This is a genomic window from Actinomycetospora lutea (assembly GCF_028737205.1).
GTDB lineage: Bacteria > Actinomycetota > Actinomycetes > Mycobacteriales > Pseudonocardiaceae > Actinomycetospora > Actinomycetospora lutea.
The window spans coordinates 156,971-172,497 of sequence record NZ_JAQZAL010000008.1 but is presented as its reverse complement, the minus strand read 5'-3'; the positions used below and the strand labels follow the sequence as shown (position 1 = coordinate 172,497).

Annotated in this window: 13 protein-coding genes; 11 read left to right on the top strand and 2 right to left on the bottom strand. The window is 74.8% G+C overall.

Features of this window, described 5'->3' with window-relative positions:
* Positions 1-14: 14 nt before the first annotated feature.
* The 8 genes from PHK61_RS11315 (at position 15) to PHK61_RS11280 (ending at position 10,509) form a co-directional block, all read left to right on the top strand.
* Entirely contained in the window at positions 15-1,418 is a 1,404-nt protein-coding gene (locus tag PHK61_RS11315; RefSeq protein WP_274281067.1) for a cobyrinic acid a,c-diamide synthase CobB, read from the top strand.
* Positions 1,415-2,272: an alpha/beta fold hydrolase gene (locus PHK61_RS11310; RefSeq protein WP_274281066.1), complete on the top strand. Its 858-nt coding sequence runs from the start codon at positions 1,415-1,417 to the stop codon at positions 2,270-2,272. Before PHK61_RS11315 ends, PHK61_RS11310 begins: the two co-directional genes overlap by 4 nt.
* 14 nt (positions 2,273-2,286) lie before the next feature.
* Positions 2,287-2,637, top strand: coding sequence for a cobalamin biosynthesis protein (locus tag PHK61_RS11305; protein ID WP_274281107.1), 351 nt, complete (start codon positions 2,287-2,289; stop codon positions 2,635-2,637).
* 88 nt (positions 2,638-2,725) lie between these two features.
* Positions 2,726-3,643: a methyltransferase gene (locus PHK61_RS11300; RefSeq protein WP_274281065.1), complete on the top strand. Its 918-nt coding sequence runs from the start codon at positions 2,726-2,728 to the stop codon at positions 3,641-3,643.
* A gap of 149 nt (positions 3,644-3,792) precedes the next feature.
* Entirely contained in the window at positions 3,793-4,221 is a 429-nt protein-coding gene (locus PHK61_RS11295) for a LapA family protein (protein WP_274281064.1), read from the top strand.
* Complete coding sequence (locus tag PHK61_RS11290; RefSeq protein WP_274281063.1) at positions 4,218-5,300, top strand: cysteine--tRNA ligase; 1,083 nt, start codon at positions 4,218-4,220, stop codon at positions 5,298-5,300. Before PHK61_RS11295 ends, PHK61_RS11290 begins: the two co-directional genes overlap by 4 nt.
* Before the next feature lie 938 nt (positions 5,301-6,238).
* Positions 6,239-8,149 (top strand): SpoIIE family protein phosphatase, encoded by a 1,911-nt coding sequence (locus PHK61_RS11285; protein ID WP_274281062.1) that lies wholly within the window; start codon positions 6,239-6,241, stop codon positions 8,147-8,149.
* Between the two features lie 1,007 nt (positions 8,150-9,156).
* A complete protein-coding gene (locus PHK61_RS11280; protein WP_274281061.1) occupies positions 9,157-10,509 on the top strand; it encodes an HNH endonuclease signature motif containing protein in 1,353 nt (450 codons plus the stop codon).
* A 318-nt stretch (positions 10,510-10,827) separates the two neighbouring features.
* Here the strand turns inward: PHK61_RS11280 and PHK61_RS11275 are convergent, their stop codons facing one another.
* Positions 10,828-11,079, bottom strand: a complete 252-nt coding sequence (locus PHK61_RS11275; RefSeq protein WP_274281060.1) for a hypothetical protein — start codon at positions 11,077-11,079, stop codon at positions 10,828-10,830.
* A gap of 168 nt (positions 11,080-11,247) precedes the next feature.
* Here PHK61_RS11275 and PHK61_RS11270 point away from each other — a divergent pair, with 168 nt between their 5' ends.
* Positions 11,248-12,138 carry a hypothetical protein gene (locus PHK61_RS11270; protein ID WP_274281059.1) on the top strand — a complete coding sequence of 297 codons (891 nt, stop codon included), beginning with the start codon at positions 11,248-11,250 and terminating at the stop codon, positions 12,136-12,138.
* Here PHK61_RS11270 and PHK61_RS11265 read toward each other — a convergent pair.
* Entirely contained in the window at positions 12,129-12,497 is a 369-nt protein-coding gene (locus tag PHK61_RS11265; protein WP_274281058.1) for a cupin domain-containing protein, read from the bottom strand. The genes PHK61_RS11270 and PHK61_RS11265 overlap by 10 nt on opposite strands.
* A gap of 155 nt (positions 12,498-12,652) precedes the next feature.
* On the opposite strand from PHK61_RS11265, the gene PHK61_RS11260 reads away from it, so the two are divergent.
* Both PHK61_RS11260 and PHK61_RS11255 read left to right on the top strand, forming a co-directional pair.
* On the top strand, positions 12,653-13,633 hold the full coding sequence (locus tag PHK61_RS11260; protein WP_274281057.1) for a sugar-binding transcriptional regulator: 981 nt from the start codon (positions 12,653-12,655) through the stop codon (positions 13,631-13,633).
* A gap of 143 nt (positions 13,634-13,776) precedes the next feature.
* Positions 13,777-15,522: a proline--tRNA ligase gene (locus PHK61_RS11255; RefSeq protein ID WP_274281056.1), complete on the top strand. Its 1,746-nt coding sequence runs from the start codon at positions 13,777-13,779 to the stop codon at positions 15,520-15,522.
* The last annotated feature ends 5 nt before the right edge of the window (positions 15,523-15,527 follow it).

Sequence of the window (15,527 nt, the reverse complement as noted above, 5' to 3'; positions counted from 1 at the left end):
CGGAGCTCGACCCCGTGAGAGCGCTTCCGCCCCGGGTCGTCGTCGCGGCGCCGTCGTCGGGCAGCGGCAAGACCACCGTCGCGACCGGGCTGCTCGGCGCCCTCGCCGCCCGCGGCAGCGCCGTCGCCCCGTTCAAGGTCGGTCCCGACTACGTCGACCCCGGCTACCACGCCCTCGCCGCCGGGCGCCCCGGCCGCAACCTCGACCCCGTCCTCGTCGACCCCGCGACGCTGCCCGGTCTCGTCGTCCACGGCGCGCGCGGCGCCGAGCTGGCCGTGATCGAGGGCGTGATGGGGCTGTTCGACGGGCGGATCGACGCGTCTCCGGACGGCGACGGCTCGACGGCGCACGTCGCCCGCATGCTCGGCGCCCCCGTCGTGCTCGTGGTGGACGCGCGCGGGCAGTCCCGCTCGGTCGCCGCGCTGCTCGCCGGGTTCCGGGACTTCGACCCGCGCCTGCGCCTGGGCGGGGTGATCCTCAACCGCGTCGGCTCGCACCGCCACGAGGAGATCCTCCGCGCCGCGTGCGCCGAGGTCGCCCTGCCCGTGCTCGGCGTCCTGCCCCGCCACGCCGAGCTGGCGGTGCCGTCGCGGCACCTCGGGCTGGTCACCGCGGCCGAGCACGGCGCCGCGGCGCGGTCGGCCGTCGACGCGATGGCGGGCCTCGTCGCCGACCACGTCGACCTCGACGCCGTCGCCGCCCTCGCCCGGTCGGCCCCGGCCACGTGGACGGCGGCGTGGGACGCGGCCGCGGCGGTCGGTCCGGTCGTCCCCGGGGACCCGGTGGTCGCCGTCGCCGGGGGAGCGGCGTTCACCTTCGGCTACCCCGAGCACGTCGAGCTCCTGGCCGCCGGCGGGGCGGAGGTCGTCACCGTCGACCCCGTCCACGACACCGCCCTGCCCCCGGGCACGGCCGGGCTCGTGCTGCCGGGCGGCTTCCCCGAGGAGCACGCCGAGGCCCTCGGCGCCAACTCCGCCCTGCGCGAGGACGTCCGCGCGTTCGCGGCCGCGGGCGGCGCGGTGCACGCCGAGTGCGGCGGGCTGCTCTACCTCGCCCGCTCCCTGGACGGCGCGCCGATGTGCGGGGTGCTCGACGCCGACGCCGCCATGGGACCGCGCCTGGCGCTGGGCTACCGGACCGCCACCGCGTGCGCCGACTCCCCGCTCGCCGCGGCCGGTGAGACCGTCACCGGCCACGAGTTCCACCGCACCGTGACCACCCCGCGGGCCGGCGCGGCACCCGCCTGGCGCTGGGACGGCGCCGAGCCCGAGGGGTTCGTGGCCGGGGGCGTCCACGCCTCCTACCTGCACACGCACCCGGCGGGCCGACCCGGCGGTGTCGCTCGATGGCTGAGCCACCTGAGTGGTAGGGCTCGTCCCGACGACCCGAACCAGTCACCCGGCCGGAGGCCCTCGTGACCGTCACCGTCCACGGGCGCACCGTCGCCCTCGCGGAGCACGGCGATCCGGCGGGCGCGCCGGTCTTCTTCTTCCACGGCACGCCCGACAGCCGCCTGGGCAAGGAGTTCACCGACGGGCCTGCGCGCGAGCGTGGGCTGCGGGTCCTCTGCCCCGACCGCGGCGGCATCGGGCGCTCCGACCCGGTGCCCGGCCGCACGATCGCGGGCTACGCGGCGGAGATCCTCGCGCTGGCCGACGCCCTCGGCATCGACCGCTTCGCGACCGTCGGCTACTCCGCGGGCGGCCCGTTCGCGCTGTCCTGCGCCGCCGGCTGCGGGCCCCGGCTCACGGGCACGGCGCTCATGGCGGGCGCGGGCCCGATCGACGACCGTCCGGGTGCACGCGAGGGTCTCGCGCCGTCCGACCTCGAGATGCTCGACGGCCTCGACGACCACCCCCGGCGCGAGGCGATGATGCTGCGCCTGCAGAAGTGGGCGTCACGGGTGGCGCCCACGACCGCGATCTCGCAGATCTCCGCGGAGCTCACGGAGCCCGACCGCGAGTTCCTCGCCCGCCGCTCGCCCCACGAGGAGATGTCGTTCTTCGTGGAGTCGCTGCGCCAGGGCCCCGCGGGCGTCATGGAGGAGTACCGGCTCTGGGCGAGCCCGTGGCACCTCGACTGGGCGGCGATCACGGCGCCGGTCGAGATCTTCCAGGGCGAGGACGACGCCATGGTGCCGATGCACCACGCCGAGGACATCGCCTCCCGTCTGCCGGCCGGCGTCGGGCGCCTGCACCGCCTGCCCGGCACCGGACACCTCTCGATCCAGGACCACGTCGCCGACGTGCTCGACGCCCTGGTGACGCCGTAGATGCCGGTCCCGTGATGCTGGTCCTGGGTGTCGGGATCGAGCCGGGCACGCCGCCGGCGCACCTGCAGGAGGCGGTCTCGGCGCTCGCGCTGCCCGGGTTCGACGTGCTCGCGACGATCGACACGCGGGGTGCGGAGCCGGCGGTCGTGGCCCTCGCGTCCGGGCGCCTGCTGCGGACCTACCCCGCGAGCGTGCTCGACACCGTCGACGTCCCCAGCCCCTCGGCCGTCGTCCGCCGCCTCACCGGCACCGGCAGCGTCGCCGAGGCGGCCGCCCTGCTCGCGGCCCGCGACCAGGGCGGCGACGGTGTGCTCGTGACGCCCAAGCGCCGCGGACGCGGGGTGACGGTGGCCGTGGCGCGCTGACCGACCCTGCTGATCGACCCTGCTGATCGACCCTGTCGTTGCGCGAGCCCCGGGTGGATGCTGGTCGCCGCGAGGACGGGGGGAAGCCGTGTCCGAGGTGACGTCGCAGGAGTACCTGGACCTGCTGGGCATCGTGCGCGGCTACGAGCGCTCGCGCGCCGTCACGGTCGCGGCGCAGCTCGGTGTCGCCGACCTGCTGCGTGACGGACCGCGTGACGTCGCGAGCCTCGCGGCGGCGACGGGCAGCCACGGCCCGACGCTCTACCGGCTCCTGCGCGCGCTGGCCGCGATCGGGGTGTTCGCCGAGGACGACGACGGGCGGTTCGCCCTGACGGCGATGGGCGAGTACCTGCGCCGCGACCACCCGCTCTCGGTCGACCCGGCGGCCCGCATGTTCGGCGCCGACGACGAGTGGCGGGCCTGGGGCGACCTCCCGCACACCGTGCGGACCGGCGAGACGGCGGCCGAGCACGCCCTCGGCATGGACGTCTGGGAGTACCGCCGGCAGCACCCGGAGCAGGGCGAGCTCTTCGACGCCGCGATGCGCACCTTCTCCCGCGCCGACTCCGCGCGCCTCGTCGTGGGCCACGACTTCGGGCGGTACGGGTGCCTGGCCGACGTCGGCGGCGGCACGGGCGCGGTCCTCGCCGCCGTGCTCGCCGCGTACCCCGGGGTGCGGGGGGTGCTCGCCGACCAGGAACACGTGGTGGCCGGCGCCCCGGCGGTGCTGCACGACTGGCCGGACGACGACGCCGTCCGGATCCTGCACACGGCCCGGGACGCGCTCGGGCCGGAGGGCCGCGTGCTCGTCGTCGACGCGGTCGTCGGGCCACCCGGCGAGGACCCGCTCACGAAGTTCCTCGACCTCATGATGCTGGTGTCGAACGGGGGGCGTGAGCGGACGGCGCCCGAGTGGCGGGTCGTGTTCGAGCGCGCGGGGTTGCGTCTCGTCGACACGGTCCCGGTGGGCGCGACGCGCCACCTCATGGAGGCCGTGGCGGTGTGAGGCAGCCGGCGGCCGCCAGACGCGGGTGGGCGGGCCGGAGCCATATGTCGACGACATGATGAGTCGTGTTGCGATCATCAACGCTTCTGGTCGAGGACGGCGCTCGCCCGGGCTCACGCCCGGCGCCGGGACGCGCGAAGATGGCGGGTATGAGCGAGCAGTCCCGGTACGGCGCGCCGTCGCCCGCCGACGGGCCCACCACGCCCGGCACCGGCGCGGTGACGCGGGCCGAGCTGGCCGGTGATCGTCCGTCCGGGCCGCCCTCGGAGCCCGTGACGATCCCGGACGGGGCGGCCGCCGCGCGCCCGCGGGTCCGGACGTCGCCGGGCCGCACGCGGATCGGGGGCGCCTGGATCGGGCTGATCCTCGGCGCCGTGGTGCTCGTGTTCCTGCTGGTCTTCATCCTCCAGAACCTCGACCCGGCCCGCGTCGTGTTCCTCGGCCTGGAGGCCACCCTGCCGCTCGGCATCTGGCTGCTGTTCGCCGCGATCGCCGGGGTGCTCCTGCTCGCCATCCCCGGACTCGGGCGGATGGTGCAGTGGCGCCGGGCGGCCCGGCGTACGGGGAGGACCCGGTGACGATCCCGTCGCTGCGCCTGGCCGGCGCACCGCTGCCACTGGTGGGGCGCGCCCGCGCCTACATCTGCGGGATCACGCCCTACGACACCACCCACCTCGGTCACGCCTCCACCTTCGTGTGGGCGGACGTCGCCGCCCGCGTGCTGCGGCGCATCGGCATCGAGGTGATCAGCTGCCGCAACGTCACCGACGTCGACGACGTCCTCGACGCCGCCGCCGAGCGGGCCGGGGCGCGGTTCGACAGCTTCGCCGCGGTGGGGCAGTTCCGCTTCGACCGCGACATGGCCGCCCTCGGGGTGCGCCCGCCGACCCACGAGCCGCGCGCCCACAACCACGTCGACGGCGTCGTGGCGCTCGCCGCGGGCCTGCTGGAGCGGGACGCGGCGTACGAGCGGGACGGGGCGGTGCTGTTCCGGTCGTCCCACCTGCCCGCCGTCGACCTCGCCGGCGACGAGACCTCCAGCGAGGCGCCCTGGCCCGACGCCGACGACCCCGCCGACGCCCTCGTCTGGCGACCCGCCACCCCGGGTGAGGCCGCGTGGCCCAGCCCGTGGGGCGCCGGGCGCCCCGGCTGGCACGCGGAGTGCGCCGCGATGGCGCTCACCGTCCTGGGCTCCTCGGTCGACCTGCACATCGGGGGCGCCGACCTGCGCCACCCGCACCACACCACGCAGGCCGCGATGGTCGAGGCGCTGACCGGGGTCGCGCCGTTCGCCCGCGCCCGCCTGCACGTCGGGACGGTGCGCGTGGACGGCGAGAAGATGGCCAAGTCGGCGGGGAACCTGCTGCTCGTCGGCGAGCTGCTCGAGACCCACCCGGCCGCCGCCGTGCGCCTGCTCCTGCTCGACCGGCCCTGGGCGCAGCCGTGGGACGTCACCGTGGGAGCGCTCGACGAGGCCGCCGCGCGCCTGGAACGGCTCTACGCCGCGGCGGCCCGGCGCGACGGGTCGGAGGTGGCCGGCGGCGCGGTGCTCGAGCGGCTGCTCGACGACCTCGACGTGCCCGGCGCGCTCGACCTCGCCGAGAGCGAGGGCGGCGACGCGGCCCGCACGACGCTCGCGGTGCTGGGACTGGCCTGAGCCGGCGGGGTGTCGCGGGCGCGAGCAGCCTCGGGAGTTCTGAGCGAAGGGCACCTTGGTCCGGATAGAGCGGTGGCGACCGTGGGACCCTTTGGCGGTGACCGCGACGCCCAGTCAGCGCACGTGGTGTGCGAGGAGAGGCGTGTCCTGGTGGCCGGGAGCCCGGGAATGCTGACCGCGCGGCAGCTCGACCCGTACACGCTGGGGTGGTCGTCGGCGAGCGCCGTGGCGGCGACCGATCAGGTAGAGCGCCGCCCCCAAGATCGCGTGCGAGAGGGCTGCAGCGGCTGCAAGAAGCATGGCGTCCCCCGTTCGTCCGGCGTCGTTCGCGCCATTGGTCGGAGTCGCGGCTGCGGCCGGTGCCCGGTGAGTCGAGGCGGCCCGCAGGTACGTCGCGATGGAGGGTAACGCCGCCCGGACAGGGCTCGGAGACCCCCGGCGCGGACGAGTTCGACGCGCACGGCAAGCGGTCACGTCGCCAGCCCGCTGGTCCCGGAGAGTGGAGTGACCGTCACCGGTCGACCGCTCGACGTCGTACCACGACCACTGGGCGCACGTGGACGCCACGAACTGAGGGCCCTCGGCCGCTCTCTCCCCGAGCGCGAGGGTCCCTTCTTGAGTACCTGCCTCTCGACGGGGGACGTGCCTCGTGCGCGGACCCGAGTCGGTCGCGGTCACTCTGGCCGAACGGTCCGTGGTGGTTCCGTGTTCTGTGGAGGGCGGCGGTCGACCGGCGTAGAACCCGCAATCCCAACAGTGCCGGTGTGCGGCTCGGCTCGGCCGCGGTCCTTCCGTGGTTCGGGTAGCGTGCTCGACGTCACACAGCAGGCCGAGCCGGGGGGCTGGTCATCACTGAGTACCGGAGACCTCAGCGGGAGGCCCCGCCCGCCCGCGCGGCGTCTGTCGATGCGGACGCGTTCGGCGATGTGGACGCGGTCGTGGCGAGCTTCGAGCAGCAGCCCGATCCGGTGTTCGTGTTCACCGGTCCCGAGCACGTGGTGGCGGCCGCGAACGCCGCCGCCCGCCGGATGGTCGGCGACCGCTCGATAGTGGGGCGGAAGTACCGCGAGGCCGTGCCCGACGTGGAGAGCCAGCGGATGACCGAGCTGCTCGACCGAGCCTTCCACACCACGCAGCCGGTCATCGTCCGCGAACGGCAGGTGCTGATCGATCAGGACGTGGGCGGGTCACCCGTCGAGTACGTCCGGACCTTCACCGTCACACCCAACTTCGGCACCGACGCCACGGTCGTCGGGGTCACCGCCCACATCACGGACCCGACCCGTGAGGTGGCCGAACGGCGCACCGAGCAGTCCCGCACGCGAGAGGCCGAGCACCACTACGAACAGGCCCGGGACGTCGTGGTGGCCCTGCAGCGCAGCCTGCTGCCTGACGCTCTCCCGGTGCTGCCCGGCACGCAGCTGGCGGCGCGGTACCTGGTCGCCGGCAGCGAGCTCGCCGCCGGCGGGGACTGGTTCGACGCGATCCCCCAGCTCGAGGGACGGGTGGGGCTGATCGTCGGGGACGTGGTGGGCCACGGGGCGCGGGCCTCGGCCACCATGGGCCAGCTCCGGGCGGTCCTGACCGGCTACCTCATCGAAGGGGCCACCGTGGCCGAGGCGCTGGCCCGGCTGGATCGGTTCGTGGCCCGCCGGCCCGCGGCGACGGCGACCACGGTCTGCCTCGCCGTGCTCGAGCCCCGCAGCGGCGAGCTGTCCTACGCCTGCTGCGGCCACCCGCCACCGTTGCTGCTGCCCGCCCGCGGCAAGGCCCACTACCTCCCGGAGAGCTCCGGTGGCCCACTGGGTACCGCCAGCCCACCCCCGCCAGCGCAGACGGTCCGGCTGGCCCCCGGCGACATGCTGTTGTTCTACACCGACGGCCTCATCGAGCGTCGCGACCGCAGCGTGGACGCGGGGCTCGCACAGCTGCGGCAGAGCGCCGACGAGGCGCTCGCCGCCGGCGACACCAGCACGGTCGGCGGGGCGACGGTCGACCGGGTATGCGAATCGGTCATCGAAGCGATGACCCGCGAGGACTACACCGACGACGTCAGCCTGCTCGGCTGTCAGCTGACCACTACCGCCCTCGAGCCCTTCCACAGCACGCTGCCCGCCGAAGCCCGCGCGCTTGCGACCCTGCGCCGCGAGACCGCTGTGTGGCTGGACACCCTCGGCGCCAGCGTCGACGACGTCGAATGCCTGCACCTCGCCCTCGGTGAAGCAGTGGCCAACTGCATCGAGCACGCCTACCCCGCCGGGCGCGGCAAGGTCACCGTCGACGGCTACCTCGACGACGCCGGCCGCGTCTGCCTCACCGTCACCGACACCGGAACCTGGCGACCACCACCGGCCGACCCCGGCGTCCGCGGCCGAGGCCTGGTCATGCTGCGACAGTTCATGGACAGCGTCGAGGTCGACATCAGCGGCCCGGGAACCGTCGTGCTGATGGAACGCACCCTGCGTCGCTTCCCCGTGCTCGCCGTCAGCAGCCCAACATCGTCCGACAGCACCGACCCCGAGCAACCGTGCTCCATCGAGACCACCAGCTCCGACCCTCTACAGATCAGGGTCACCGGCGCCCTCGACGTGGCCACGACACCAACTCTGCGCCGCCACCTCGACCACGCCACCCGCGGCGGAGCCGTTCCCGTCACCCTCGACCTCACCGCCGTCGACCAGCTCGGCAGCGCCGCCGTCCTGCTCCTGCACGAGCTCGCCGAACAGACCACCGTGGACCACCATCCCCTCCGGATCATCGCGCCTCCCGGAGCGACCGCCCGCCAGGTCCTCAACCTCACCGGCCTCGATCACCTCGCCGCAGGCACCGGCCGCCACCGAGCGACGTGACGTCGTTGGGGGAGCCGCCATGACCACGGACGATCCCGGGTCGCCAACGACGGGCACGCGCACCGACCCGTAGCTCCCGCCCGCGAGGTTCAAGCCGCCCTATTCGCCGCAACAGCTGAGCGCTTCGCCGAGGCTCCTCGACCCGGCAACCGAGCGTGCGTTACGGCTCAGCGCATGGTCATCCGCTGTCGCGTCGGTGGTCGCCGCTTGCGCCCCCGCCGGTAGCCCCACGAGTAGCACGCTGGTCCGACGAGCATGGCCGTGATCAGGGCGGCGATAGCCTCCGACATGGGTCGACCTCCCAGGGGTCGATCAAGGCCCCGGCCGGTGGTTGCGTCACCGCGTCCCGGCCGCAAAGGCGGTCGGGGTGTCGGCGCGCTCGTTGGCCCGCTGGGCCCAGGAGGGCACTCTGCAGCCGGACCTGATCACGCCAGGCGGTCACCTGCGGTGGGACGTCGAGCGGCTCCGCGAGCAGCTCCGAGGGCGGCGCAGGTGACTGGCGACGAGACAGAGGGCACAAGCACGGCATCCACCCGACGGTGACCCGGCCGGGTCCCGTCGTGGGCCCGTTGGGGCCACTGCACGGGTCCGACCTCGACGAGGGCCACGGCATCACCGAACCTCGGGCGTCCGAGGCGGACCGTGGAGCGCTGCGGCGTCCTCGGTCGACACCGACCCGGTAGCGGTGGTGTGCAGACCCACCGGGCACGCCCACGGGCATGTCGTACTGCACGGGGGGACGGCGACATCACCTGACGGCACAATCGGCGAAGGTTTCGTTGCGGTTGCAGAACGAGGTCGGGTTCGCCGCGATCGCCAACGTGGTTAACGGGTTCCCGCTGCCAAAGGGTCCTAGCGCTCCTTGCTAGAGGGGCGAGGGGTGCCCGTGGTCGAACGACGGCGGTGAGCGGCAGGTCGCCACGGTCGACGCGGCTCCTCGCGGATCTGCTGGGGTGGGGTCAGCGGACGGGGCCGGGTTGTCAGGGGTGCCTCCTAGAATCGAACACATGAGCGAACGGGTGCTCGGGCCGGTGGAGCGGGACGTGCTGGGCCGCGCCCGCCTCGGCGAGATCACCCGCCGCCGCGAGGCCTATCGGCGCCTGGAGCAGGTCGCCGAGATCGACCAGGGCAAGCTGGCCGAGGCCACCGGGGACCGGTCGACCGAGCGGCTGCTCGAAGAGCTGTGGCTCATCACCGCGGTCGAGGCCAGGCGGCTGGTCGGCGAGGCCCGCGACCTGTGCCTCCGCCGTTCGCTCACCGGGGAAGTGCTGCCCGCGCGGCTGGCCTGCACCGCCACGGTCGCCGCGGGCGGGGAGATCGGCCCGGCCCACCTGGCGATCATCCGGGCCGCGATGCGCCGCCTGGACCGGGTCGAGGGCCTGCCGCTCGAGCAGTGGCTGGAGGCCGAACGCCGCCTGGCCGACGAGGCGACCCGGCTGGGCCCGCGCGGGCTGCAGGCGGTCGCCGACCGGCTGCTGGCCCACCTCGACCCCGACGGTGAGCAACCGCTCGAGGAGAACGCCGGGCGAGACGACGAACTGCTGGTCACCCGCCGTCGCCACGGGGCGCTGCTGTTCCGCGGGCGGATGTCCGACCCCGTCGACGGCGAGGCCTTCCTGGGGGTGATCGACGACCTCGCCGCCCCGTACGGGCCCGACGACACCCGCGACCTCGCCCTGCGCCGCATCGAGGCCCTCAAAGACCTCGTCGGCGACGCCCACTCGATCAGCGCGGCCACCAGCACCCGACCCGAACCCGACGTCGACTCCGAGCCCGAGCCCGAGGAAGCCTTGCTCCCCGAGCCGCGCCGCCCCGAACCGGCCGAGCCGGCCGGGTCGGCTCAGCGCCGGTCGGTGCCCGAGCGCCCGGGGCGGGCGTTGCTCACGATCACCATCGATCACCGGTGGCTGCGCCAGGCGCTGACCGACCAGGGCGGCTACGGGGTGCTGGAGTCCGGGCTGCGGGTCCACCCCGGCACCGTGCGCCGCTGGGCCTGCGACGCCGACATCGTCCCGGTCGTCCTGGGCAGCGCGTCCGAGCCCCTCGACGTCGGGCGCCGCCGACGCACCGCCCCCGACGCCCTGCGCCGCGCGCTCACCCTGCGCGACGGTGGCTGCGCGTTCCCCGGCTGCACCCGCCCACCCCGGCGCTGCCAGGCCCACCACATCCAGGCCTGGCTCGACGGCGGCGACACCTGCCTGCAGAACATGTGCCTGCTCTGCCGCTACCACCACCACCTGATCCACCACGGGCACTGGACCATCCATATGAACCAGGGCCGACCCTGGTTCACCCCACCCTGGATCCTCGACCCCGACCAACGACCCCGACCCGGCGGACGACCACGCATCCCCACCTGAGGTGTATCGCTCCCCGGCGCGTCCGCGTCGCGGGTGGTGTGTCCCCGCGTCGCCGAGGCTGCGTGGTCTCTGCCCGGTCGTGGGCGTGGCGCGTCGAACACCTCTCCGCGTGTCATGGCGCGGCGCGCCGGATCTCGTCGAACGTCCCCCTACCGTGGGCCGGGGCGCCGTGGGAGGCCGAGTGTCTGGCGGCGGCGGAGGGGAGGTGGCCTCGTGGTGGCGGGCACCCGGTGGTGGCGTCGCACCGACGCCGAGATCGACGCCGAGGACGTGTGGGGCGGACCGGACGAGGTGACCCTCGCGCCGGCCCCGCGCGACTCACCCGATGACACCGAGCGCCCGACGCGCGAGCAAGCTGAGCGTCAAGCGCGCGAGCACGCCGACCGCGAATCGCGCGAGCAGGCCGAGCAGGAAGCCCGCGAGCAGGCCGAGCAGGAAGCCCGCGAACAGGCCGAGCGCGAAGCTCGCGAACAGGCCGAGCGCGAAGCCCGCGAACACGCCGAGCGCGAAGCCCGCGAACACGCCGAGCGCGAAGCCCGCGAACACGCCGAGCGCGAAGCCCGCGAACACGCCGAGCGCGAAGCCCGCGAACAGGCCGAGCGCGAAGCCCGCGAACAGGCCGAGCGCGAAGCCCGCGAACGAGCCGAGCGCGAAGCCCGCGAACGAGCCGAGCAGGAAGCCCGCGAAGAGGCCGAGCGCGAGGCGCGGGAAAAGGCCGAGCAGGAACGTGTCGCGACGTTGCCCGGCGAGGCGGTGTCGCCGTCGGTGGCGCGCGCGGCCGCGACGCGCGACGAGGCCGCGCGCAAGGCCGCGAAGGCGGACCGGCGGCGTCGTCGCCGGCGCGTTCTCCTGATCTTCCTGGTCGCGCTGCTGGCGGTGGCCGCGGTGTGGATCGTGCCGCGACTGATCGCGCTCGCGCTCGCCGTCGTGACGGCGTTGGGCGGCGGCTCGGTCGTGGTCCCGGCCGACGACCCCACGACACCGGTGGCCGCGGCGTCGGCCGCGGGGGCGGACCTGGCCGCGGCGCCGGCGCCGCGCCAGGAGCTGCCCCGGGGCGGGACGACGATCGCGCCCGAACACCGGGTGGTCGTGCTGCGGGCGACCCCCGGGGTGTCCGCGGAGGAGACGGCCGACCGGGTCGAGGCCACCGCGACGGCGTTCGGCACCAGCGACCGGGACGCGCTGCCGGCGGTCGAGCTACCGGTCGCGGACGGGGGGCGTGGTGGCGCCGCGTGGCAGCAGCTCGCCCTGACCCGCGCGCACCGTCAGCTGCTCGTGCTCGCCGTCCCGACCGGCCCGACCCGCGTGGTCGAGGCCGTCGCGCCGTGGGAGCGCCTGCTGCGCGAGCCCGACGTGGGTCTCGCCCTCGACACGGCGATGCCCCTGCCGCCCGAGGAGCTGGGCGCCGTGACGGGCTGGCTCGCCGACGTGGTCCGGTCGGCCGACCTGCCCCAGAAGCTCCTGGTGGTCACGGGCCCGATCTCCGCCGTGCCGGCCGAGCTCGCCGTCGTGGCCATCGGCGAGGCGGGGCCGCCGGCCCTGCGCGGGACCGTCCTGCCGCTCGGCGGGCCGGGCGCCCGCGAGGTCCTCGCGACCCCACCGGCGCCGGACGTCGTGCTCTACCGCTGAGGGTCCGCGGCGAGCACGAGCAGCTCCGCCGCGCCGAGCCCCAGCTGGTCCGACGTCCCGCCGAGCGCCTCGACGCGGTGCCAGGTGTCCCGCGGCACGTGGAGGACCTCGTTCGGTCCGAGCGTGACGGCCGGACGGCCCTCGACCTCGACGCGGGTGTGGCCGTCCAGGACGATCACGAGCCGGTCCGCGTCGTCGTAGCGCCGCGGCTCGGTGCGGGCGTGCGGGGCCAGCGAGATCCGCACCAGCGAGACGCCGCCGTAGCCGTCGTCCGGACCCACCACCAGGTGCGCGTCGACCGCATCGAGGGCGAGCCCGCTCCCGGTGGTCGACGTGGGGCCCGGAGCGGTGGTGCTCATGCGTCTCCTCCTCGACGGGCCGCCCAGATGAGCGGCCTCCGGAGACGAGTCTCGGACGCAGGCTCACCTGAGCAGCCACTGGGCTATTCGCACTGCAGTACAGAACGTTAGTATCAACCTCGTCAAGGACCTGGCCGAGACTCTAGGATGCTCATATGAGCGTTGGCGCCGACGGCGTTGCCTGGGGGCCCGGTCGCCGCCTGCTCGCGGCCGGGGCGGCCCACCGCTTCCACGTGCTCGGACGCACCAAGGTCGAGATCGCCCGGGAGCTCGGCATGAGCCGCTTCGCGGTGGCTCGCCTGCTCGACGCGGCGCAGGAGCAGGGCCTCGTGCGCATCGAGGTCACCGCGGGCGACGACCTCGACCACCGGGCCTCCGAGGAGCTCGCGGCGGCCTACGGCCTGCGCCGGGCCCTAGTCGCCCCCGGAGCAGGCCGGCCCCGGGTCGCCAGCCTCACCGCGGAGCTGCTCACCGAGATCGTGGGTCCCGACGACGTCCTCGGGCTCGCGTGGTCGCGGACGATCAACGAGGCGGTCGACGCGCTGACGTCCCTGCCGCCGTGCACGGTCGTGCAGCTCTGCGGCGCCTACTCGCTGCCCTGGCGGTCGGACACGTCGGCGGAGACGGTCGCGCGCGTCGGCGCGCTGTGCGGGGGACCGACCTTCCCGATCTACGCCCCGCTGGTGCTGCCCGACGACCAGACCGCGCGGACGCTGCGGGAGCAACCGGGGGTCGCGGACGCGTTCGGCCGCTTCGCCGACCTGACGGTCGCGGTGATCTCCGTCGGCGCCTGGAGCCCGGAGCACTCCACCGTCCACGACGTCCTGGACGAGGAGGAGCGCACCGCGCTGGGGGAGCGCGGCGTGGTCGGCGAGGTGGTGGCGCTCCCGTTCGACGCCGACGGCCGGGTGCTCGACGTCGACCTCGCGCGCCGCGTGCTCGCCATCGACGAGGCGGCGCTGCGGGCGGTGCCGGAGGTGATCGTGCTGGTCTCCGAGCCCGCGCGGGCCCGGGCCGCCGACGCGCTGCTGCGCTCGGGGCTGGCGAGCACGCTCGTCACCGACGCGGCCACCACCACGGCGCTCCGGGAGACGGCTCGGCCCGGCCAGGTCGTCGAGCGCCGCGCGGGGTCGTAGCGCCGCCCGGGCGAGCGGGACCGGCCCTCCCGGAAGCCCCACCCGGAGGGGGGTTCGTCGGCGCCGAGCCTGCGGGCCCGGTCGGGGTCCACGCGGAGCACGGTAGGCGCAATCCGCTCCACGCCCGTCGTTAGGCTCGGAACATGGCACGAGGGGTCACGCGCATGTCCGGTCTGTTCCTGCGCACGCTGCGCGAGGACCCGGCCGACGCCGAGGTGATCAGCCACAAGCTCCTCGTGCGCGCGGGCTACGTCCGCCGGGTCGCGCCGGGCATCTACTCGTGGCTGCCGCTGGGCATGAAGGTCCTGCGCCGCGTCGAGAAGATCATCCGCGACGAGATGGACGCGATCGGCGGCCAGGAGGTGCACTTCCCGGCCCTGCTGCCCCGCGAGCCCTACGAGGCGACCGGCCGCTGGACCGAGTACGGCGACACGCTGTTCCGCCTCAAGGACCGCAAGAAGGCCGACTACCTGCTCGGGCCCACGCACGAGGAGCTGTTCACCCTCATGGTCAAGGGGGAGACCAGCTCCTACCGCGACTTCCCGGTGACGCTCTACCAGGTCCAGAACAAGTACCGCGACGAGGAGCGCCCGCGCGCGGGCATCCTGCGCGGACGCGAGTTCGTCATGAAGGACTCGTACTCGTTCGACCTCACCGACGAGGGCCTGCGCGAGTCCTACGCGAAGCACCGCGAGGCCTACCAGCGGATCTTCGCGCGCCTCGGGCTCGAGGTGCAGATCGTCTCGGCGATGTCGGGCGCCATGGGCGGCTCGGCCTCCGAGGAGTTCCTCGCCCCCTGCGACGCCGGCGAGGACACCTACGTGCGCTGCCCCGCGACCGGCTTCGCCGCCAACGTCGAGGCCGTGACGACGCCCGCGCCGCCCGAGCAGCCGGTCGAGGACAAGCCCGAGGCCGTCGTGTACGACACCCCGGACACGCCGACGATCGAGACGCTCGTCGACCACGTCAACACCCTGGGCCTGGGTCGCACGTTCACCGCCGCCGACACCCTGAAGAACGTCATGGTCAAGACCCGGCTGCCCGGAGCGAGCGAGTGGACGCTGCTCGGCGTCGGTGTCCCCGGCGACCGCGAGGTCGACATGAAGCGCCTCGAGGCGGCGCTCGCGCCCGCCGAGGTCGCGCTGCTCGAGGACGCCGACTTCGCCGCGAACCGCTTCCTGACCAAGGGCTACATCGGTCCGGTGGGGCTCGCCAAGAACGGCGTGCGCTACCTCGTCGACCCCCGCATCGTCACCGGGACGGCCTGGGTCACCGGTGCCGACGAGGACGGCCGGCACGTCGTCGACCTCGTCGCGGGCCGCGACTTCACCCCCGACGGGACGATCGAGGCCGCCGAGGTCCGCGAGGGCGACCCGTCGCCCGACGGCGGCGGGCCCCTGGTCGCCGCTCGGGGCATCGAGATGGGCCACATCTTCCAGCTCGGGCGCAAGTACGCCGAGGCGCTGGGGCTGACCGCGCTGGGCGCCGACGGCAAGCCCGCCACCGTCACGATGGGCTCCTACGGCGTCGGCGTGACGCGCGCGGTCGCCGCGATCACCGAGCAGCACGCCGACGCCAAGGGCCTGGTGTGGCCGGCCGAGGTGGCGCCGTACGCGGTGCACATCGTCATCGCCGGCAAGGACCCCGCCCAGGCCGAGGCGGCGACGGGCATCGCCGACGGGCTCGCCGCCGCGGGGCTGGACGTCCTGCTCGACGACCGCAAGGCCTCGCCGGGCGTCAAGTTCGCCGACGCCGAGCTGCTCGGCATGCCGACCACGGTCACCGTCGGGCGCGGGCTGGCGAACGGCGTCGTCGAGGTCACCGACCGCGCCTCCGGCGAGCGCCGCGAGGTCCCGCTGGACGACGTCGTCGCCGAGCTCGGCCGCTGATCCAC

What these genes read in the sequence shown, in the direction of transcription:
- PHK61_RS11305 (WP_274281107.1), top strand. Translation starts at nt 2,287, where the DNA reads ATGCTGGTCCTGGGTGTCGGGATCGAGCCGGGCACGCCGCCGGCGCAC.
- PHK61_RS11295 (WP_274281064.1), top strand. Translation starts at nt 3,793, where the DNA reads ATGAGCGAGCAGTCCCGGTACGGCGCGCCGTCGCCCGCCGACGGGCCC.
- PHK61_RS11280 (WP_274281061.1), top strand. Translation starts at nt 9,157, where the DNA reads ATGAGCGAACGGGTGCTCGGGCCGGTGGAGCGGGACGTGCTGGGCCGC.
- PHK61_RS11265 (WP_274281058.1), bottom strand. Translation starts at nt 12,497, where the DNA reads ATGAGCACCACCGCTCCGGGCCCCACGTCGACCACCGGGAGCGGGCTC.
- PHK61_RS11260 (WP_274281057.1), top strand. Translation starts at nt 12,653, where the DNA reads ATGAGCGTTGGCGCCGACGGCGTTGCCTGGGGGCCCGGTCGCCGCCTG.
- PHK61_RS11255 (WP_274281056.1), top strand. Translation starts at nt 13,777, where the DNA reads ATGGCACGAGGGGTCACGCGCATGTCCGGTCTGTTCCTGCGCACGCTG.